Source organism: Streptococcus porcinus, assembly GCF_901542335.1.
Lineage (GTDB): Bacteria > Bacillota > Bacilli > Lactobacillales > Streptococcaceae > Streptococcus > Streptococcus porcinus_A.
Genome location: NZ_LR594036.1, coordinates 36,483 through 57,186, shown reverse-complemented (window position 1 = coordinate 57,186; position 20,704 = coordinate 36,483). Strand labels below are relative to the sequence as shown.

Below are 20,704 nucleotides of genomic sequence, written 5' to 3'. Positions count from 1 at the left end.
ACTTGCTAGTTAATGTGCCCGAAGGCTAGTGATACATTGTATCAGCAGTATTCTAGTATAAATTGCACAAGCAATTTACTAGTTATTTTCAAATTACCAAGAAGCTTTTACAACACCTGGAATTTGACCCTTGTAAGCCAATTCACGGAAGCAAACACGGCAAAGTTTGAACTTACGGTAAACTGAATGTGGACGTCCACATTTTTCACAGCGAGTATAAGCTTGCGTAGAGTGTTTCGCAGGACGTTTGTTTTTAGCAATCATAGATTTTTTAGCCAATTTATTTACCCCCTATTATTTTGCAAAAGGCATTCCAAGGCCTTTAAGCAATTCACGTGATTCTTCGTCAGTATTTGCAGTAGTGACGATTACGATATCAAGACCACGTACTTTATCAACATCATCGAAGTTGATTTCTGGGAAGATAAGTTGTTCTTTCACGCCAAGTGTGTAGTTACCACGTCCATCAAATGATTTAGTTGGTACTCCGTGGAAATCACGAACACGAGGAAGTGAAACGCTAACTAATTTGTCTAGGAATTCGTACATACGTTCGCCACGAAGAGTAACCTTCGCACCGATCGCAACACCTTCACGAAGACGGAAGCCAGCGATTGATTTCTTAGCTTTAGTAATAAGTGGTTTTTGACCTGAAATAAGCTCTAATTCTGCAGCAGCTTTTTCAAGATTTTTTGCGTTAGAAACAGCATCACCAACACCCATGTTAAGAACAATTTTCTCAACACGTGGTACAGCCATAACTGTAGAGTAATTGAATTTCTCTGACAACGCAGGGATTACTTCGTTAGTATATTTTTCTTTTAAACGATTTGCCATTACGCTTCTCCTTTCCTTCGTGATTAATCAAGCACTTCGCCTGATTTTTTGCTGTAACGAACTTTTTTGCCGTCAACAACTTTATAACCAACACGTCCAGCTACACCATTTTTGTCAAGCACTTGCACGTTTGACACGTGGATTGGTGCTTCTTTTTCAACAATAGCACCTTGAGGGTTTTCTGTGTTAGGTTTTTGGTGTTTTTTGATCATTCCAACACCTTCAACAACAACTTTGTTAACTTTTGGAAGAGCTTTAAGAACTACTGCTTCAGTTCCTTTGTCTTTACCAGCAATAACGCGAACCTTGTCGCCTTTTTTTACAAACATTTGAGTTTTTCTCCTATTAATTTCTTACGCCCTATGGGCACCCTAGGAAAACCTAGGGGACTTAGTTTGTTTAATTATTTAAAATTAAAGTACTTCTGGTGCAAGTGAAACGATCTTCATGTAGCCACCTTCACGTAATTCACGTGCAACTGGACCAAAGATACGAGTCCCGCGAGGAGTTTTATCATCACGGATAATTACTGCAGCGTTGTCGTCAAACTTAATGTATGAACCGTCTGGACGGCGAGCACCAGTTTTTGTACGAACGATAACTGCTTTCACAACATCACCTTTTTTAACTGCTCCTCCAGGAGTAGCTTGTTTTACAGAAGCAACGATCACGTCACCGATGTTAGCGAATTTACGTCCTGAACCACCAAGTACTTTGATAGTCAAGATTTCACGGGCACCGCTATTATCAGCAACTTTCAAGCGAGTTTCTTGTTGAATCATTTCAATTTTCTCCTTTTAGTTAGATTAGATAATAACAGCTTTTTCCAATACCTCTACAAGACGGAAACGTTTTGTAGCTGATAGTGGACGAGTTTCCATGATACGAACAATATCGCCTTCTTTAGCAAGGTTGTTTTCGTCATGTGCTTTATATTTTTTTGAATAGTTGATACGTTTACCATAGACTGGGTGGTTACGTTTTGTTTCAACTATAACAGTGATTGTTTTATCCATCTTGTCAGATACGACACGTCCAACAAGGGTTTTACGTTGATTACGTTCCATTATTAGAATTTCTCCTTTCCCAATCTATTATTTCATTTCAGTTTGCACAGTTTTAATACGTGCAATTTGCTTTTTAACTTCGTTTAAGCGAGCAGTTTGATCAAGTTGACCTGCTGCAGCTTGAAAACGAAGGTCGAAAAGTTCTTTCTTGAGTTCGTTTTCTTTTTTAGCAAGCTCTTCTTGAGACAAGCCACGAAGCTCAGCAACAAACTTTTTGATTTCTTCAAGTTTCATGTCTTCTCCTTATTCTGCTTCGCGTTTTACGAATTTAACTTTAACTGGTAATTTGTGGCCAGCAAGACGGAATGCTTCACGTGCAACTTCTTCAGAAACACCAGCAATTTCGAACATCACTTTACCACGTTTTACTGGTGATACCCAACCTTCAGGTGCACCTTTACCAGAACCCATACGAACCCCGATAGCTTTAGCAGTGTAAGATTTATGAGGGAAAATTTTGATCCAAACTTTACCACCACGTTTCATATAACGAGTCATTGCGATACGAGCAGCTTCGATTTGGCGGTTAGTAATCCATGAGCTAGTTGTAGCTTGAAGACCGTATTCACCAAATGATACTTCTTTTCCACCTTTTGCTTCACCACGCATTTTCCCACGGAACTCACGACGGTGTTTAACACGTTTAGGTACTAACATTTGTTATTTGCCTCCTTTAGTGTTTTTACGAGCCGGAAGAACTTCACCACGATAGATCCAAACTTTAACACCAAGTTTACCATATGTAGTGTCTGCTTCTTCCCAAGCGTAATCAATATCCGCACGAAGTGTGTGAAGAGGAACAGTTCCTTCTGAATATCCTTCAGCACGGGCGATATCTGCACCGTTCAAACGACCTGAAACCTGAGTTTTAATCCCTTTAGCTCCAGCGCGCATTGTACGTTGGATCGCTTGTTTTTGAGCACGACGGAAAGCAACACGTTGCTCAAGTTGACGAGCAATATTTTCACCAACAAGATGAGCATCAAGGTCTGGTGATTTGATTTCAATAATGTTGATATGAACTTGTTTTCCAGTTAATTTGTTAAGTTGAGCACGAAGCGTATCAACATTTGCTCCACCTTTACCGATAACCATACCTGGTTTTGCAGTATGTAATGAAACGATAACTTTATTGATAGCACGTTCAATTTCAATTGTAGAAACTGATGCTTCTGCTAATTCTTTTTGAATGAATTTACGGATTGAAAGATCTTCATGAAGGTAATCCGCGTATTCTTTTTCAGCATACCATTTTGCATCCCAGTCACGGATGATCCCGACACGCATACCAATTGGATGTACTTTTTGACCCACGATTTTACCTCCTTATTTTTCTGATACAACTACTGTTACGTGAGTTGTACGTTTATTGATTGGTGAAGCTGAGCCTTTCGCACGCGGACGGAAACGTTTCATTGTAGGTCCTTCATTTGCGAATGTTTCAGATACTACCAAGTTAGCTTTTTCCAAACCAAAGTTATTTTCTGCATTAGCAATTGCTGAGTTAAGAGTTTTCTCAATAACACGAGCTGCTTTGTTTGGAGTGAATTTTAAGATTGCGATTGCGTCAGCAACGTTCTTACCACGGATAAGATCAAGTACTAAACGTGTTTTACGAGGTGAAACACGGACTGTACGAGCCATTGCTTTAGCTGAAGTAATTTCTGCCATTGTGTCCTCCTCCTATTAACGACGTGTTTTCTTGTCGTCAGCTGCGTGACCTTTGTAAGTACGAGTTGGTGCGAATTCACCAAGTTTGTGACCTACCATGTCTTCTTGAATGTAAACAGGTACATGTTTACGTCCATCATAAACTGCGATTGTATATCCGATAAAGCTTGGGAAAATCGTTGAACGACGTGACCAAGTTTTAATTACTTTTTTCTTTTCGTCATTTGCCTGAGCTTCAACTTTTTTCATCAAATGCTCATCGACGAAAGGTCCTTTTTTAAGACTACGTCCCATTTTGTAGTATTCTCCTTTAAATAATGTACCACAACGGCTTGCCACTAGTGACTACCGAGTTGGCGGAAGTGATTTAAGAAATCAGAAATCTACTATTTATCGTTACGACGACGTACGATAAGCTTGCTAGATTTTGCTTTCTTATTACGAGTTTTAAGACCAAGTGCTGGTTTGCCCCATGGTGTCATTGGTGATTTACGTCCAACTGGCGCTTTACCTTCACCACCACCGTGTGGGTGATCGTTAGGGTTCATTACAGAACCACGAACTGTTGGGCGGATACCTTTCCAACGGTTACGTCCTGCTTTACCAATGTTAACAAGTGATTGTTGCTCATTACCAACTGAACCAATTGTTGCACGACATGTTCCAAGAATCATACGTACTTCGCCTGATTGAAGACGAACAAGCACATATTTACCTTCTTGACCCAATACTTGAGCAGAAGCTCCAGCTGCACGAACAAGTTCTCCACCTTTACCAGGTTTCATTTCGATGTTATGGATAACTGTACCAACCGGGATATTAACAAGTGGCAAAGCATTACCAACTTTAATATCAGCATCTGGTCCTGAAACGATACGTTGACCTACTTCAAGACCTTTTGGTGCAATGATGTAAGCTTTAACACCATCAGTGTAGTTAACCAATGCAATATTTGCAGTACGGTTTGGATCATACTCGATAGTTTTAACAATTGCTTCAACGCCATCTTTATTACGTTTGAAGTCAATCACACGATAATGACGTTTGTGACCGCCACCTTGGTGACGAACAGTGATACGACCATTGTTGTTACGACCAGCTTTGTTTTTAAGAGAAACAAGCAATGATTTCTCAGGCGTGCTTGTTGTAATTTCAGCAAAATCCAAAGAAGTCATGTTACGACGGCCATTTGTCGTTGGTTTATAAACTTTAATACCCACGTTATTTCCTCCTTAGATTATTCAGCTTCTGCTGCGAACAACTCGATTGCTTTAGAATCAGCTGTAAGAGTGACGATAGCTTTTTTTGTTTTTGAAGTGAAGCCTGTGTAACGACCAACGCGTTTTGCTTTTGGTTTAACATTGACAGTATTCACGTTAGCTACTTTGACTCCTTCAAATGCAGCTTCAATAGCTTGTTTGATAAGGAGTTTGTGTGCACGAGTATCAACTTCAAAAGTGTACTTACCTTCTTCAAGAGCATACATTGATTTTTCAGTGATAACTGGTTTTTTAATTACGTCATACAAATTCATTATGCAAGAACCTCCTCAATTGTAGAGATTGCTTCTTTAGTAACAAGAAGTTTATCGCTATTTACAATATCAAGAACACTTGCAGTTGTTGCAGTTGCAACTTTAACGTTTGGAAGGTTACGAGCAGATAATGCTGCAAATTCATTTCCTTCTTCAACGATAACAAGTACTTTTGTATCGATACTTAGCGCTGAAAGAACTTTTGCAAATTCAGCAGTTTTTGGTGCTGCAAATGAAAGGCCTTCTACAGCTACAAATTTATCTTCAGCAACTTTTGCTGAGTAAACTGATTTCAAAGCAAGGCGACGAACTTTTTGGGGAAGTTTGTATCCGTATGAACGTGGAGTTGGTCCGAAGACAATTCCACCACCACGCCATTGTGGTGAACGGATAGAACCTTGACGAGCACGTCCAGTTCCTTTTTGACGCCATGGTTTACGACCACCACCAGATACTGCTGAACGGTTTTTAACCGCATGAGTACCTTGGCGAAGGCTAGCGCGTTGGCTGATTACAACATCAAAGACAACTGATTCGTTTGGTTCGATACCGAAGATAGCATCGTTTAATTCAACTGAACTAACTTCTTTACCAGTTTGGTCAAATAGTTTTACGTTTGCCATTTTAACTGTTTTCTCCTTTCTGATTATTTAGCAGCTTTAACTGCTGATTTGATAGTGATAAGAGATTTCTTAGCACCTGGTACATTACCCTTGATGAGGATAACGTTTTTCTCTGGAATTACTTGTACAATTTCAAGATTTTGAATTGTAACACGGTTTCCACCCATACGTCCTGCTAAGTGTTTATTTTTGAAAACACGGTTAGGCGCAACAGGTCCCATTGAACCCGGACGACGATGGTAACGAGAACCATGAGCCATAGGTCCACGTGATTGCCCGTGACGTTTGATAACACCTTGGAAACCTTTACCTTTTGAAGTACCCGTTACATCAACGACATCTCCAGCTTCAAATGTATCAACAGTGATTTCTGCACCAACTTCTAAGCCTTCAATGTTTTTGAATTCACGAATGAAGCGCTTAGGAGCTGTGTTAGCTTTTGCTACATGGCCTTTGGCAGGTTTGTTGCTCAATACTTCGCGTTTGTCATCAAAACCAACTTGTACTGCTTCGTAGCCATCTGTTTCAACAGTTTTAACTTGAAGTACAACGTTTGGAGTTGCTTCGATGACAGTAACAGGGATAAATTCACCTGATTCAGTGAAGATTTGAGTCATTCCCACTTTTTTCCCTAAGATTCCTTTTGTCATGAGAAAATATTTCCTTTTCTTATTTTATTTCAAAAAGTTTTTAATGAGCGTTTTTTGTGCTCAAAAAAGTTTTTTACGAGCGTTTTTTGTGCTCAGAAACCAATTTATAATTTGATTTCTACGTTAACACCACTTGGTAAGTCCAGCTTCATAAGAGCGTCCACAGTTTTTTGAGTTGGATTCACAATATCAATAAGACGTTTGTGAGTACGCATTTCAAATTGTTCGCGAGAGTCCTTATATTTGTGAGTCGCACGAATAATTGTGTAAAGACTGCGCTCTGTTGGAAGTGGAACAGGTCCAGCTACTGTTGCACCTGTACGTGTTGCAGTTTCAACGATTTTTTCTGCCGCTGTATCAAGAGTACGGTGTTCGTACGCTTTCAAACGGATACGGATTTTTTTATTTGCCATCTTTTCTCCTCTCGTCTATTTACGATAATAGGCTAGCTCCCCGAGAAAACCAACACGTGTTGCGTGGCAATGCAACCGAGCGTGTCGCAACCTCTCGTATCATAGCTACAGCTGTAATTTTTACAGCACCATAGTATAATAACAGATTTCCCTTTGCTTTGCAAGTACTTATATAGAAAGAATAGGAAAAAGTCCCCTTTGGACAATTTTCTTTAATCTTTTTTATTATCATGAAAAACAAAAACTCTCATAAATATTGGAATATCAACATTTCTAAGAGTTTAATATTTTGTCATTTTACGCAAGTCTATTCAAACTTTTTATTTTTAGGAGTTTCTCTACGTTCTCAAAGTTTCAATGTAAATTGAAACTTTTTCGTTTATCATATACTTTTTTAAGAATTAGCCATCTTGTCAAATTATCCAAGGCTGTTGCCAGCCATACTCCTTCTAAACCAAGCTTGAACTGAATTCCAAGTAAGTAGCCAGCTACAATTCTAATAAGCCACATCCCAATACTTGTCGCATAAAAAGGTAACTTAGCATTTCCCAGTCCTTGCCATAACGCAGTGTAAACCAACGTTCCTGAAGTAGCCGGTGCACTCAGTAGTGAAAAAAGAAGTACAACTTCAGCAGCTTTATAAGCCTGATGATTAACGGTAAATAAGGGGACTAATAAAGGAGTAGCTAGAAAAGTAAGAGAACTAAAGAGCACCATTACCAAAGTAGATAGCATAAATGCATCTCTAATAAATATGTGAATCTGATCCTCTTTTTGACTTCCCACAAGATTAGCAACTAGAATCACCGTAGCCGTTGCTACTGCCATCCCTGGCATATAATTGAACTGACTAATGTTTTCCCCTATTGCATTTCCAGCTAAAGCTTCCGTTCCAAAATGAACAACAATCATTAGAATCAGCAAATCTCCAAGACGCATCATCAAACGCTCACCAGCTGCTGGTAGCGCCAGCGAGAACATCTCCCAATCAATTTTTAGGGTCATTGACTTTATTACCTTTTTAATAGGAAGAAAACTTCCCAAAACAATAATACCAATCAGTCTAGAAAACACCGTAGACCAAGCCACGCCCGTAATACCTAAGTGAAAAATATAAATTGATAAAGAAGATAATATAGCATTTAAAATATTAGTCAAAAAACTAACGTGCATAGGTAATTTACTCATTCCACGCACTCTTACAATGGTGCCTAAACTAGTCAATAAACCCAAACTAAGGATCATTCCCCCAACAACACAGAGATATTCGTAACCAATTTTGACAAGGTCACCATTAGCACCGAGTAATCTAAGAGTAAAAGATCCCAGAAAAAGATTAAATAGACCTAACAAAAAGGACAGTAACAGTGTCGCCATGATAGCTTTGGCCATATATTCTATTTCTTTAGTCTCGTCTTTTTGGCCAATACTGCGGGCCAAAAGACTGGATATAGCTGAGCTAAGAGCAATGAAAACCGCCTGGTAGACCGTAATTATATTATTAGCCATAGCCACGCCAGAGACTGCTATTAATGAGATTTGTGCTACCAAAAAATTATCAACAAATCCCATCAACATTTGCAAAAGATTTTCCACCATCGCTGGCAAGGCTATCCTTAGAATCTTCTTTCTATTTAACACATTCATATAAACCAACAAGAAGCTATCTGCTTCTTAGACTCCTAAATAATTCTCAACCGCACCTTGCATGTCCTTAGTTTCAACCAGTTTCTTATGTAAAATAGGTGCTTGATTAAGAGCTTTCACCGCATCTGGAATAGCAACTTTAGATATCACTTCTAATTGTTTTACAGCTTCAAAATCATCCGCTAAAGCTTGACCATTAATAGATTCGACTACTACTTTTGGAAACTTGTACGGACTGGCTGTAGACGCCAGAACTGTCGGATTAATATCTCCAGTCTCTTGATGGTAGCGTCGATAAACTGCTGAAGCAACCGCCGTGTGAGGATCAATAACGTAGCCATTAGCTTCAAAAATAGTCTTAATTTCAGTTTCGGTTTCAGCTTCTGTTGCAAATCCTGCTTCAAAAATAGTTAAGATTTCCTGTTCAACAGCTTCTAAGCGATATTGACCATTAGTTACTAAGTCGTCCATCAAAGCCTTCGTTTTCCCAGCATCATTACCTAGCAGATGAAAAATCAAACGTTCCAAATTAGATGATACCAAAATATCCATTGATGGACTACTTGTTACCTTAAACTCCCGTTTCTTATCATAAACTCGGGTCGCAAAAAAATCTGTCAAAACGTTATTTTCATTTGAGGCACAAATCAACTTAGCTATCGGTACCCCTATTTCTTTAGCATAATAAGCTGCTAAGATATTGCCAAAGTTACCAGTTGGAACCACAATATTAATCAAATCACCATCTGCAATGCTGTGCTTTTTCACCATTTGCGCATAGGCATACACATAGTAAACCACCTGAGGAATTAAACGCCCAATATTCATGGAGTTCGCTGAAGATAGTTGCATACCTTTTGCCAATAATTTCTTAGCCAAAAGAGAGTCATTAAACATACGTTTAACATCTGTCTGGGCATCATCAAAATTACCATCAATTGCCACCACATGGACATTTCCACCTTTTTGGGTTATCATCTGTAATTCTTGAATCTTACTGACACCATTTTTAGGATAGAAAACAATAATCTCCGTTCCAGGGACATCCGCAAAGCCAGCCATCGCTGCCTTACCTGTATCTCCAGAAGTTGCAGTTAGAATCACAACTTTGTTTGAGACCCCCTCCTTTTTGGCAGCTATTGTTAATAAGTGTGGCAAAATTGACAAGGCCATGTCTTTAAATGCAATGGTTGAACCATGAAACAATTCCAAATTGTGATAATCTTTAAGAGTCACAAGAGGGGCTATTTCAGTAGTGTCAAACTTTTGATCATAAGCTGCAACAATGCAGTAATCTAGCTCTTCTTCTGTAAAATCATCAAAAAAGGCTGACATAACTAGCTTTGCTACTTCTTGATAAGTTGCATCCTTTAGTTTGTCAAAATTCAAGTCAAGCTTTGGCATTTCTAATGGTGTAAACAAGCCTCCATCACTGGCAAGTCCGTTAAGAATAGCCTGGCTAGCGCTTACACGATTATTAGTGTCACGAGTTGATTGATAAATTAATCCCATAAGTTTTCCTCATCTTTGCATGTCTTTTTGCTATTGTACCATAAATTAAAGGAATTGGGAGGGAGGCTTAAGCAAAAAGGAGGCTCTGTTCAATCGACAGAGCCTCCTTCTTCAGACTAATTTACCCAGCGAGAGTCTGTACCCGCTATACCGATCCAGACAAGTGCTAAAAGGTTATAAAACCGTTCAGCCATAATCCTTACCTCCTACAATTAACTTGAAATGTCAGCTATATTATAACGCTAAGTATCTATAACGTAAATAGAATAATAATATTTCTACAAATAAAACATGGGAAAATACCCAGAAAATAAGGAAACTGGGTATTTTGTATTACAGAAAACAAATTAAATCTTATTTGAGACGACCAGGTCTTTCACCATAGCCATAGTAAGCATCAGCCATAATTTCTTTCATATCAGCCACTAATGGTAAGCGTGGATTTGCTGGTGAACATTGATCTTCATAAGCAAGAAGTGCAATTTCATTTAAACTGTCCATCCACTCTTTTTCATCAATACCTTGATCTTTGAAGTTCATCTTAATACCAACACGTTCACCTAAGTCATAAATAGCCTGAGCATAAGATGCTACTGCCTCTTCCGGAGTTGCACATGGTAAACCTAACATACGAGCAATATCTTGATATTTTTCATCTGCTTTCCAATAGTTGTATTTTGGCCAAGTTGACGTTTTAGCTGGACGAGTACCATTGTAACGAACAACATATGGAAGAAGGATGGCATTGGTACGACCGTGGATAGTATGGTGTACTCCACCAATTTTATGCGCCATTGAGTGGCTCATGCCTAGGAATGCATTTGCAAAAGCCATACCCGCCATCGTTGAAGCATTATGCATTTTTTCACGAGAGTCAAAGTCAGCCTCTTTAACAGAGCGTTCTAGATTTTCAAAGACAATTTTAATAGCTTGAAGTGCAAGACCATCTGTAAAGTCATTTGCCAGTTGTGATACATAAGCTTCTGTTGCATGCGTCAAGACATCCATACCAGTATCTGCAGCAATAAATCCAGGAACTGTTAGTACTAATGCTGGGTCAACAATAGCAATAGTTGGTGTTAATGAGTAATCAGCAATAGGGTATTTACGGTTATTTTGCTTATCAGAGATAACGGCAAATGGTGTTACTTCTGAACCAGTACCTGAAGTTGTTGGAATAGCAATGAATTTTGTTTTCTTACCAAGTTCAGGGAATTTAAAGGCGCGTTTACGGATATCCATGAATTTTTGAACCAGATCACGGAAATCGACTTCTGGTTGCTCGTAGAACAACCACATTACCTTAGCGGCATCCATTGGTGATCCACCACCAAGTGCAATAATCGTATCAGGTTTAAAGGTGCGCATTAATTCAGTACCTTTTTGAACAGTTGAGATATCTGGATCAGGTTCAACATCTGCAAAAATTTGGTAAACAACTTTATTCCGACGAAGATCAAGCTGTTCAATAATTTTATTTAAGAAACCAAGCTCAACCATTGCATGGTCCGTTACAATCATAACACGTTCAACATCGCGTGCTTTTTGTAAATATTGAATAGAATCACGTTCGAAGTATGTTTTTGAAGGAACTTTAAACCATTGCATATTATTTCTACGTCTTCCTACTTTTTTGATATTTAAGAGGTTGATAGCACTAACATTATCACCTACTGAGTTACGTCCATATGAGCCACATCCTAAGGTCAATGATGGGATAAATGCATTATAAACGTCACCAATACCACCAAATGTTGAAGGTGAATTCCAAATGATACGCATTGCTTTCATTTCTGTTCCAAAACGCTTAGCAAGTTCTTCATGTTTAGTATGGATTGCAGCTGAGTGACCAAGCCCGTTGAATTCAACCATTTGACGAGCTTTTTTGAGACCATCTTCAGTTGAATCAGACCTAAGCACAGCAATAACAGGAGAAAGTTTTTCACGAGTTAAAGGTTCTTTAACACCAACTTCTGAACATTCAGCTGCTAAAATATTTGTTCCTTCTGGAACTTTAAAACCTGCTTGTTCAGCAATCCAAGCTGCTGGTTTACCTACGATATCAGCATTCAATTTAGCTCCAGCACAATCTTTGCTATTTGCTTTAACACCAAAACAGAATTCTTCAAGAAGGGCTTTTTCTTTTTTATTAACAAAATAAGTTTTATATGATTTAAATTCTTCAACAAAGTCATCATAAATTTCTTTATCAATGATAACAGCTTGTTCAGAAGCACATACCATACCATTATCAAATGATTTAGACATAACAATATCATGTGCGGCCTGACGAATATTCGCTGATTTTTCCACATAAGCAGGAACGTTACCAGCTCCTACGCCAAGTGCAGGTTTTCCACATGAGTAGGCTGCACGGACCATAGCATTACCACCAGTTGCAAGTATTGTTGCAATACCATCATGATTCATCAAAGCACCAGTAGCTTCCATAGATGGTTTTGTAATCCACTGGATACAGTTTTCAGGAGCACCCGCTGCAATAGCTGCATCACGGACGATTTGTGCTGCGTGAGCTGAAGACTCTTGGGCAGATGGATGGAATCCAAAGACAATTGGATTACGAGTTTTCAAAGCAATCAGTGATTTAAAGATTGCTGTTGAAGTTGGATTTGTTGTTGGAGTAACCCCACAGATAACCCCTACCGGCTCAGCAATTAAGGTTAAACCAGTAGTATCATCTTCTTCAATAATTCCAACTGTTTTTGTATGACGCATATTATTAACAACATGCTCACAAGCAAACAAGTTTTTAGTTGCTTTATCCTCAAAAACACCTCGACCAGTTTCTTCGAAAGCGTGCATTGCAAGAATTCCGTGAGCGTCAAGGGCTGCAACAGAAGCTTTAGCTACAATATAGTCAACTTGCTCTTGATTAAGTTTTCTAAATTCATTTAAAGCAACAAGCCCTTTTTGAACCAACTCATCAACATGCTTTTGTGCCTCTTCAACCTTTTGTTCAGGTGATAATTTTGTTTCAACCATCATATTCTCCTCTTAATGATATAACTTGTTAAAAGTTTCACAATTTGTTTACAAAAATTATTATACCACAAAAAATAAGTTTGTAAATAGTTTCACAATAAATTTGTGAAGTTTTTTTCAAACTTTTTCTCGCAAAAAATAAGACCTTAATAGGCCTTATTTTGCATGTAATTTAGCTGCTTTTTCTACTGTGTTTTTTATTGTAGTAACGTATAATTCAGCACCTTTTGTGTCGGTATTACTATAGTGAACACCATCCGTTCCCACCCAAATATCTGGATTAGCAACAGCTTCTTTATACCAATCAGCAACGGTAACATAAGAATACTTCTTAGCTAAAGTTAGCTCATAATTACGAACTTCAGCCACTTGCGTTAAATTGTTGGCATTATATGGAGAGACAATTACCAAACGACTTCCTTTAGGAAGATCCTTAATAAAAGCTTGTAAATCAGATTTGTAATTATCTAAAGAATTTACTCCAACAGCTAAAACAGTTGTTTGGGATAAAGAGCGACTCTTAATACGATTATCAAGAATGTCATATGCTTGCGAGAAATTACGACTAACAGCAGCATCTAGCTGCGCTGCTGGCATAATTTTAGTGAAAGCCGATTGTGACCTTAGAGCAACAGAGTCCCCAATGATACTGATATCACTTAAGGCATTTGGATCCCCTGCCGCCAGAGTATGCGTTCGGTTCATACTACTTTGACTCTGCTGTAGACCACCGACTAACAAATCCGTTTCAAATTTACCAACTGTAGGTGCCATCATACTTCGTCCTAAAGTAACTAGTAACAATGCTAACGCTCCTAGTGCAAACCATTTTACATACGGCTTCAAATCTAGTTTTAAACCAAAAAGGTTTGGCGTTTTCCCTGCAATTAATGGTTCTATTACATAATATGATAAAGAGGCAAATAAAAAAGAAAAGAAAGTAGTCAAGATTACAGCTAGCCAATTAGACATCAACTGCGTAAAAATAATATAGAACGGCCAATGAAAAAGGTAGACACCATAGCTAACATCAGCAATATAAGTAACGGCTTTAGGTTCCTCAACATCAGGAGTTTGATCATTTAAGACCCTTGCAGTATAAATCATAACTGCCGTAAAAAGACTAGCCAGTACGAAACCAAAAAGATAAGTGATAATGTGGTTAAAATTTAAAGATAATGTTAAAAGTAAGAGTAAAGCGAAAGCTCCTGCCATAACACCAACCACATATTTCCGAGGCCATAGCCGAACATTTTTTTGGAAACGAATTGTTGTATCCTTAATTCCCGAAATCGTCGCAAACATGGAACCAATAAAGAATGGGAAAACATGGGCTATACTTGAAAAATAAATTAATGAAAAGTTATTGACGAAGAATGCTCTGGCAAACATCGTTATAAAACTAATTAAAAAGAAGGCGCCGGAAACTACAAAAAGCAACTCCCGAAACTGCTTATCCTGATTTTCTTGCTTTCCTAGGTACCACACTAACAAGCCCCACAAAAGATAAAAATGAACTTCAATTGCTAGGCTCCAAGTATGAACAAAAAGATGAGGTATAAATTGGCTCTCGTAACTACTGCCCGTCCAAATTTCATAAAAATTAGTTGTGAATCCAAGAGTAGCGGCTATTTGATGACCAATACTTGCCACAAAATCTGATTTAACTAAAAAAGTAAATGGCATTACCAAAAGAACCATAAGAACTAAAGGGGGTACGATTCGATAAAAACGGCGGCGGTAAAAACCTATTAAATCAATTTTATTATTTTTGGAATATTCATCAATTAAAAGAGCCGTAATCAGGAAACCAGAAAAAGTAAAGAAGATATCAACACCGATAAACCCTCCAGGAAAACTATTCTTAAAGAAGTGATAGAGTAAAACAAGAAGTAGCCCCGTTACCCTAATAAAAGAAAACCATTTTATTCTCATTTTTGATAAATCCCCTGTTTGAAGGTTCCTTCATAAACCTTACCATTTTTTGCCTTTAAAATACCTTTACCATCAGCTTGACCATTTTTAAAACGACCACTATAAGACCAGCCGCTACTTGCTTTGTAAGTGCCCAGTCCACTAAATTGACCATCCCGAAATTCTCCACTATAAATATCTCCGTTACCATAAGTCAATTTTCCCTTACCATTCATACGATGATTAAGGACATATCCTGTATACTTAATTCTTCCATGATCATAAGTCAGGACTACTTTAGTGCGGTGGTGTAAGGCAAAGACTGATAGTCCACAAACCACTAAAATAATGACCGTAATAATCTCTAATTTTGCTCTCGTAATACTCAACCCTTGAACGAATGTCTTTATTTTTTCCATGACTAATCTCAACTCATATCTTTGTTATATTTTATTGTGTCAAGCCATTCTTGACAGCCCTTTAGCACTAAACGATACGTTTCTTCAAAATCACCCGTATACCAAGGATCTGGTACTCCTTCGTGATTAAAAAGAAAAATCTTTTCATCCCAATGCCCTGCAGATAGTTTTCGCAAATCAGCAACGTTATTCTGGTCCATTCCTATAATGTAATCAAAAGTTGCCAGATCTTCTTTTGTTACCTGCTGAGACTTTTTATTAGAATCATATGGAATAGCATAGCTTTTCAGAATGTTCTGCGTTCCAGAGTGAATAGGATTTCCTTGCTCCCAATTAGAAGTACCACGACTTTCAATAATCAACCCATCTTCCTCAACTAGAGATTTCATTACAAATTCTGCCATTGTGCTTCTGCAAATATTTCCTAAGCAAACAAAACATACTTTTTTCATATGAAAACACCTCCATTTTATTATAACAAAATATCATCAAAGCACCGAAAAAACCTTTTATTATTTTCAATTTTTTCAAAAAAAAGACACCTTTCTTACTATTCTATTATTATCATACTTTTTAAAACTTTTATAAGATTACTGATGATTTAATACTGTAAAACTCGCTAAATTATAACCTATCACTCCAACCTTTAAGTTTTCTTATTCTAAAAGTAAGTTTAATTTGACGCTCACTATAGCACAAAAAAAACCTTAACCCACGGTTAAGGAATCTCCTATTTTTCGTTGTAAGGATAATGTAGGTGTTGATAGGCTTTTTGTGTTGCTACTCGCCCCGTACGTGTCCGCACAATGAAACCTTTTTGAATGAGATAGGGCTCGTACATATCCTCTACTGTATCCCGTTCTTCAGCAATATTAACAGACAAAGTCCCCAATCCAACTGGTCCACCATTATACATCTCAATCATGGTACGTAGAATTTTTTGATCAACATAATCTAAACCTTCGTGATCAACATCCAACATTTCTAAAGCTTTATCAGTAATATCTTTGGTAATAATCCCATTTCCCATAATTTGTGCATAATCTCTAACACGTTTCAAAAGTCTATTAGCAATACGGGGTGTCCCTCGACTACGTCGAGCAAGCTCATGCGCTGCTTCTTGAACAATTTCCATATCAAAAATATCTGAGGTCCGTTCTATAATTTCAGTCAAATCATCAACTTGATAATATTCCATATGGCCAGTAATACCAAAACGTGCTCTTAATGGATTTGACAACATTCCTGCACGTGTCGTTGCCCCAATCAAAGTAAACGGCGGTAATTCTAGATGGACACTTCGACTGGTATCTCCGGCGCCAATCATAATATCAATATAAAAATCTTCCATGGCACTATAAAGTACTTCTTCAACAGCCATCGGAATTCGATGTATCTCATCAATAAACAAAACATCCCCCGGCTCTAAATCATTCAAAATAGCTACCAAATCACCAGATTTTTCAATAGCTGGTCCCGACGTTTGCTTAAGATTAACCCCTAGCTCATTAGCAATAACAAATGCCATAGTCGTTTTTCCTAAACCTGGAGGACCAAAGAGCAAAACATGATCTAAAGACTCATCGCGCATCTTCGCAGCTTCAATAAAAATATTAAGTTGATTTTTTACTTTATCTTGTCCAATATATTCTCTTAAAAATTGTGGGCGCAAAGTGCGTTCAACAAGCTCCTCATCACCCATCGTATCATTATCCAAAATTCTAGTCATACTAGTATTATAGCACAAAGACTTGCACCATTCATCCGATATGCCACCAATCTTTATCCGTCATAGTTAATGCTGCACTAGCCAAAAAGAGACCTACTAACAATAATGTATATTTGTACTTTTTAAACATAAAATTCCTCCTTCTTAGTTTTTTGCTATTATACTTCGATTAAGCAGAAAAAAACATGACATCCATGTCATGTTACGATTGATTATCTAATTCCCAACTTGTTTTTAAACGATTAACAAGATAATTATCTGTTAGCGTGCGTGCAAAGATTAGGGATTGACGGTAATAATAATAAGCTTTTTGAGAGTCTTTCATATAAAATAAAGTGTATTTCCATTCGTACATGTAATAAATAGGCATGCGCTGAAAGTCTTGGGTAATAGTCATAATCCGACGACAGACATTCAGAAGTATCCTTGTTTTCTGATATTCTTTAATACTAATTCCTACAGCGATGGAGGTGAGAAGAACGTTATTGAGTAAAAAGAGATCTTTTAATTCTAACTTATCTTCCAAAAGAACTAATTTATTGGTAAAACAATCAAAATTTCCCTTATCGAACAATTCTTCTTTGAAGTTTGAAACCATGCCACAAGTCAAGTAAAGATCTATTAAAAAAATATCATTTAAAGCATAGCTCTTTTTCTTACGAATTTGGCTAATATACTCACGGAGTAACTCTTTACCATAATTAGTGTCACCACTTTGATAGACATCAAACCGAGACTGTAATAAATCAATAATTAGCTGCTCTTCTTCAGGCAATGTCGCGTAATAATCTTCAAATATTTCATCAAATTGAGCTTCGCGATCCACCAAATTTTGACCATTCGTGTAGGTTGGTCGCCTAAGAATCAGATATTTAAGCTCCTTATAACGTTTTGGCAAAACCAAACAATCTGGATTAATAAGTTCAACGACGGGTAAATCTAATTTTTTTGCAATAAATAAGACTTTAGCTAAACTAGGAATAGATTGACCTTTTTCGATACGAGCCAGTTGTCGAATCGATAATTCTGACTCATCTCCACAAATGGTTTCACGAGTCAGACTCTTATCCAACCTCAATTTTTGAATCTTTTTCCCAAGCTTTTTCATCCTTTTTCTTGCTCCTTAACGCTCTTTTAATCAATTATAACACTTTTGACATTTTTTGTTAATCTTAAAAAGAAATAAAAAAATAAGGTTCAAACCTTATTTTTATAATCCCAGTCTATTGAAGATATCATCAACTCGTTTAGTATAGTAAATAGGGCTGAAAAGTTCATCAATTTCTTCTTGTGTTAAACGAGAAGTTATCTCCTCATCTGCTTCTAAGAGAGATTTAAAGTCCACTTGGTTGTCCCACGAATAGGCTGTTTTGGGCTGTACTAAATCATAAGCCCCTTCACGAGTCATGCCTTTTTCAATCAATTTCAGCATCACTCTTTGACTAAAGATAAGACCAAAGGTGGAATCCATGTTACGGACCATATTTTCAGGAAAAACTGTTAAATTTTTAACAATATTGCCGAAGCGATTAAGCATGTAGTTGATTAAAATTGTCGTGTCAGGTGTAATAATCCGTTCTGCAGATGAGTGTGAAATATCGCGCTCATGCCATAAAACAACATTTTCATAAGCTGTTACCATATGACCACGGATAACACGGGCTAAACCAGTCATATTTTCAGAACCAATTGGGTTACGTTTATGTGGCATAGCAGAACTCCCCTTTTGCCCTTTAGCAAAGAACTCTTCCACTTCACGTTGTTCAGATTTTTGCAAACCACGGATTTCAGTTGCCATACGTTCAATAGATGTTGCGATGCTTGCTAGAACCGCAAAATATTCGGCATGTAAATCACGAGGTAGGACCTGTGTAGAAATTTCTTGGGGGCGGATGCCAAGTTTACCGCAAACATATTCTTCCACAAATGGAGGGATATTGGCGAAATTGCCTACCGCGCCAGAGATTTTGCCAGCCTCAACCCCAGCAGCAGCACGCTCGAAACGTTCTTGATTGCGTTTCATTTCGCTGTACCAAGATGCTAGCTTAAGACCAAAAGTCGTCGGTTCCGCATGAACGCCGTGAGTCCGCCCCATCATAATGGTCATCTTGTGCTCACGCGCCTTATCAGCCACAATTTGTGTAAAGTTCTCAAGGTCGCGACGAATAATATCATTAGCTTGTTTGTAGAGGTAACCATAAGCCGTATCAACAACGTCTGTTGACGTCAAACCATAGTGAACCCACTTACGCTCATCACCAAGCGTTTCTGAAACCGCACGAGTGAAAGCCACCACATCATGACGCGTTTCTTTTTCAATCTCAAGAATCCGATTCACATCAAAGTCGGCATTAGCACGAATCTTAGCAACATCCTCTTTAGGAATCTCACCAAGCTCAGCCCAAGCCTCATCTGCTAAAATCTCTACCTCTAACCAAGCTCTATATTTATTTTCTTCACTCCAAATAGTCGCCATCTCAGGACGTGAATAACGTTCTAACATAATTTATGATACAGAGGGCATCAAAAGCGAAAGGAAAATAGACAACTAACACAGTGTGCTTTCACACAGGGCGATTTATCTTTTTTCCGAAGCTTTTAACCCGAGTTCAAATACCCGGAACCCCCTCACTCCTTTCATTTTCTCTGATTGTAGTAAAAACAAACCCGTACTCAATTAAGTGAATGCGCTCTTTTCTGACTTTCATTCAATTTTTACTTCCATTAAAAAACTTCCTTACCAGCAACTATCGAAGGAAGTATATCAATTCCAAAAATTTCTTAGTTTCTTCTAGAGTAGCCCTAAAAGTTGCCACACGCCCCATTTTGTCAATATGTTTACCTCTAGTTTACCATAAAAATAGAGATAAGTGCTAGGCTTATTTTAAATCTAAGCTAAGACTCTACCTCAAACTTTTTTATGAAGAAATGAACTATCTCCTACTTATTATTTCATTATAATGTTAATTATTGTTTAATGCCCTAACTGCTATGGATTACTAATTCAATGGTTGCCCCAACCCTTTTTCTTATTTTTATTCTCCTTGGTCATCCTAGTTTTTTGTATAGGGGTAAAAGGTTAAGACCGAAAAAATTATCAGAAAGATAAAAGCGATAATAATTGCATCTGACATATTGATAGGAATGAACAGGAATGATGCCTTAAGAAAAAAGTTTGTAATAGAATCACATATAAACACGACTAAAAAACCATTATACTTCCTTTTTTAAAAAATTTGTCAGATTAAAAGAATAAAAAAGTAAAAAGAAACTGAATAAGTCAATTCAATTGATAAACATCCTGATAATTCAAACCATAGATAACGATTCCAAACATGATGAAAGTTATGAAACAAGCATATTCTTGTAATTTCTTGTACCATAACACTGAGCAAGGTATCCTAGCTATATCTCCCCACGTTTTCTTTTTTATAACTGTATCATAATAATACTCAAGTACTTAGTCAACTTCCTAAATGTTTGAATAACCATCCACTTTCTACATTTCTCATTGATTACGAATAATTAAAAGAAGGATAAGTCATTCAGACATTTTTGCTATTTCAGCTTGTGCAAATTTTTGGTATGATGACTTTAAAGTATCTGTAGAAAAGAGGAATGAACACCTAATGAGTTCACAATCTCCAAAGACATTATTTTATCTCTGTCTCTTCTTCACTTCTCT

Annotated in this window: 25 protein-coding genes; all 25 read right to left on the bottom strand. The window is 37.5% G+C overall.

The genetic code is table 11. From position 1 onward, the window contains the following. Window positions 1-93 precede the first annotated feature (93 nt). The 25 genes from FGK96_RS00355 to purB all read right to left on the bottom strand — a co-directional run bounded on the left by FGK96_RS00355 (window position 94) and on the right by purB (window position 19,522). Window positions 94-279, bottom strand: a complete 186-nt coding sequence (locus FGK96_RS00355; protein ID WP_002987746.1) for a type Z 30S ribosomal protein S14 — start codon at window positions 277-279, stop codon at window positions 94-96. A gap of 15 nt (window positions 280-294) precedes the next feature. Beyond that, window positions 295-837, bottom strand: a complete 543-nt coding sequence (gene rplE, locus FGK96_RS00350) for a 50S ribosomal protein L5 (protein WP_003082717.1) — start codon at window positions 835-837, stop codon at window positions 295-297. 23 nt (window positions 838-860) lie between these two features. Then, window positions 861-1,166: a 50S ribosomal protein L24 gene (rplX, locus tag FGK96_RS00345; protein ID WP_007891837.1), complete on the bottom strand. Its 306-nt coding sequence runs from the start codon at window positions 1,164-1,166 to the stop codon at window positions 861-863. Window positions 1,167-1,250: 84 nt separating this feature from the next. Beyond that, on the bottom strand, window positions 1,251-1,619 hold the full coding sequence (rplN, locus tag FGK96_RS00340; RefSeq protein ID WP_000615920.1) for a 50S ribosomal protein L14: 369 nt from the start codon (window positions 1,617-1,619) through the stop codon (window positions 1,251-1,253). A gap of 24 nt (window positions 1,620-1,643) precedes the next feature. Then, window positions 1,644-1,904, bottom strand: coding sequence for a 30S ribosomal protein S17 (gene rpsQ / locus FGK96_RS00335; RefSeq protein WP_003085717.1), 261 nt, complete (start codon window positions 1,902-1,904; stop codon window positions 1,644-1,646). A 27-nt stretch (window positions 1,905-1,931) separates the two neighbouring features. Further along, on the bottom strand, window positions 1,932-2,138 hold the full coding sequence (gene rpmC / locus FGK96_RS00330) for a 50S ribosomal protein L29 (protein ID WP_003084036.1): 207 nt from the start codon (window positions 2,136-2,138) through the stop codon (window positions 1,932-1,934). Window positions 2,139-2,147: 9 nt separating this feature from the next. Next, window positions 2,148-2,561 (bottom strand): 50S ribosomal protein L16, encoded by a 414-nt coding sequence (gene rplP, locus FGK96_RS00325; protein ID WP_003086024.1) that lies wholly within the window; start codon window positions 2,559-2,561, stop codon window positions 2,148-2,150. 3 nt (window positions 2,562-2,564) lie between these two features. After that, entirely contained in the window at window positions 2,565-3,218 is a 654-nt protein-coding gene (gene rpsC, locus FGK96_RS00320; protein ID WP_003084368.1) for a 30S ribosomal protein S3, read from the bottom strand. A gap of 12 nt (window positions 3,219-3,230) precedes the next feature. After that, window positions 3,231-3,575, bottom strand: a complete 345-nt coding sequence (gene rplV, locus FGK96_RS00315; protein WP_000818141.1) for a 50S ribosomal protein L22 — start codon at window positions 3,573-3,575, stop codon at window positions 3,231-3,233. Window positions 3,576-3,590: 15 nt separating this feature from the next. Continuing rightward, the gene (gene rpsS, locus FGK96_RS00310) at window positions 3,591-3,869 is read right to left on the bottom strand and encodes a 30S ribosomal protein S19 (RefSeq protein WP_000533765.1); all 279 of its coding nucleotides are present in this window, start codon (window positions 3,867-3,869) and stop codon (window positions 3,591-3,593) included. A 92-nt stretch (window positions 3,870-3,961) separates the two neighbouring features. Next, window positions 3,962-4,795, bottom strand: coding sequence for a 50S ribosomal protein L2 (rplB, locus tag FGK96_RS00305; protein ID WP_003085919.1), 834 nt, complete (start codon window positions 4,793-4,795; stop codon window positions 3,962-3,964). A gap of 17 nt (window positions 4,796-4,812) precedes the next feature. Beyond that, window positions 4,813-5,109, bottom strand: coding sequence for a 50S ribosomal protein L23 (locus tag FGK96_RS00300; RefSeq protein ID WP_003083435.1), 297 nt, complete (start codon window positions 5,107-5,109; stop codon window positions 4,813-4,815). Beyond that, window positions 5,109-5,732, bottom strand: a complete 624-nt coding sequence (gene rplD / locus FGK96_RS00295; protein ID WP_003085489.1) for a 50S ribosomal protein L4 — start codon at window positions 5,730-5,732, stop codon at window positions 5,109-5,111. The genes FGK96_RS00300 and rplD overlap by 1 nt, the downstream gene beginning before the upstream one ends. A 23-nt stretch (window positions 5,733-5,755) precedes the next feature. Beyond that, on the bottom strand, window positions 5,756-6,382 hold the full coding sequence (gene rplC / locus FGK96_RS00290) for a 50S ribosomal protein L3 (RefSeq protein WP_003084890.1): 627 nt from the start codon (window positions 6,380-6,382) through the stop codon (window positions 5,756-5,758). Between the two features lie 104 nt (window positions 6,383-6,486). After that, on the bottom strand, window positions 6,487-6,795 hold the full coding sequence (rpsJ, locus tag FGK96_RS00285) for a 30S ribosomal protein S10 (RefSeq protein WP_003046044.1): 309 nt from the start codon (window positions 6,793-6,795) through the stop codon (window positions 6,487-6,489). A gap of 354 nt (window positions 6,796-7,149) precedes the next feature. Next, a complete protein-coding gene (locus FGK96_RS00280; RefSeq protein WP_138080392.1) occupies window positions 7,150-8,442 on the bottom strand; it encodes an MATE family efflux transporter in 1,293 nt (430 codons plus the stop codon). 27 nt (window positions 8,443-8,469) lie between these two features. Then, entirely contained in the window at window positions 8,470-9,954 is a 1,485-nt protein-coding gene (thrC, locus tag FGK96_RS00275; RefSeq protein ID WP_138080390.1) for a threonine synthase, read from the bottom strand. Between the two features lie 354 nt (window positions 9,955-10,308). After that, window positions 10,309-12,957 (bottom strand): bifunctional acetaldehyde-CoA/alcohol dehydrogenase, encoded by a 2,649-nt coding sequence (gene adhE, locus FGK96_RS00270; RefSeq protein ID WP_138083466.1) that lies wholly within the window; start codon window positions 12,955-12,957, stop codon window positions 10,309-10,311. 156 nt (window positions 12,958-13,113) lie between these two features. After that, window positions 13,114-14,892: an acyltransferase family protein gene (locus tag FGK96_RS00265; protein ID WP_138080388.1), complete on the bottom strand. Its 1,779-nt coding sequence runs from the start codon at window positions 14,890-14,892 to the stop codon at window positions 13,114-13,116. Beyond that, on the bottom strand, window positions 14,889-15,290 hold the full coding sequence (locus tag FGK96_RS00260) for a hypothetical protein (protein WP_138080386.1): 402 nt from the start codon (window positions 15,288-15,290) through the stop codon (window positions 14,889-14,891). Before FGK96_RS00260 ends, FGK96_RS00265 begins: the two co-directional genes overlap by 4 nt. Before the next feature lie 8 nt (window positions 15,291-15,298). Then, complete coding sequence (locus FGK96_RS00255; RefSeq protein ID WP_138080384.1) at window positions 15,299-15,742, bottom strand: low molecular weight protein-tyrosine-phosphatase; 444 nt, start codon at window positions 15,740-15,742, stop codon at window positions 15,299-15,301. 278 nt (window positions 15,743-16,020) lie between these two features. Next, entirely contained in the window at window positions 16,021-17,019 is a 999-nt protein-coding gene (gene ruvB, locus FGK96_RS00250; RefSeq protein WP_138080382.1) for a Holliday junction branch migration DNA helicase RuvB, read from the bottom strand. Window positions 17,020-17,050: 31 nt separating this feature from the next. Continuing rightward, window positions 17,051-17,149, bottom strand: coding sequence for a quorum-sensing system DWW-type pheromone (locus FGK96_RS10520; RefSeq protein ID WP_220125711.1), 99 nt, complete (start codon window positions 17,147-17,149; stop codon window positions 17,051-17,053). Window positions 17,150-17,221: 72 nt separating this feature from the next. Then, window positions 17,222-18,127: a helix-turn-helix transcriptional regulator gene (locus FGK96_RS00245; RefSeq protein ID WP_138080380.1), complete on the bottom strand. Its 906-nt coding sequence runs from the start codon at window positions 18,125-18,127 to the stop codon at window positions 17,222-17,224. 102 nt (window positions 18,128-18,229) lie between these two features. Next, entirely contained in the window at window positions 18,230-19,522 is a 1,293-nt protein-coding gene (purB, locus tag FGK96_RS00240) for an adenylosuccinate lyase (RefSeq protein WP_138080378.1), read from the bottom strand. Window positions 19,523-20,704: the final 1,182 nt, after the last annotated feature.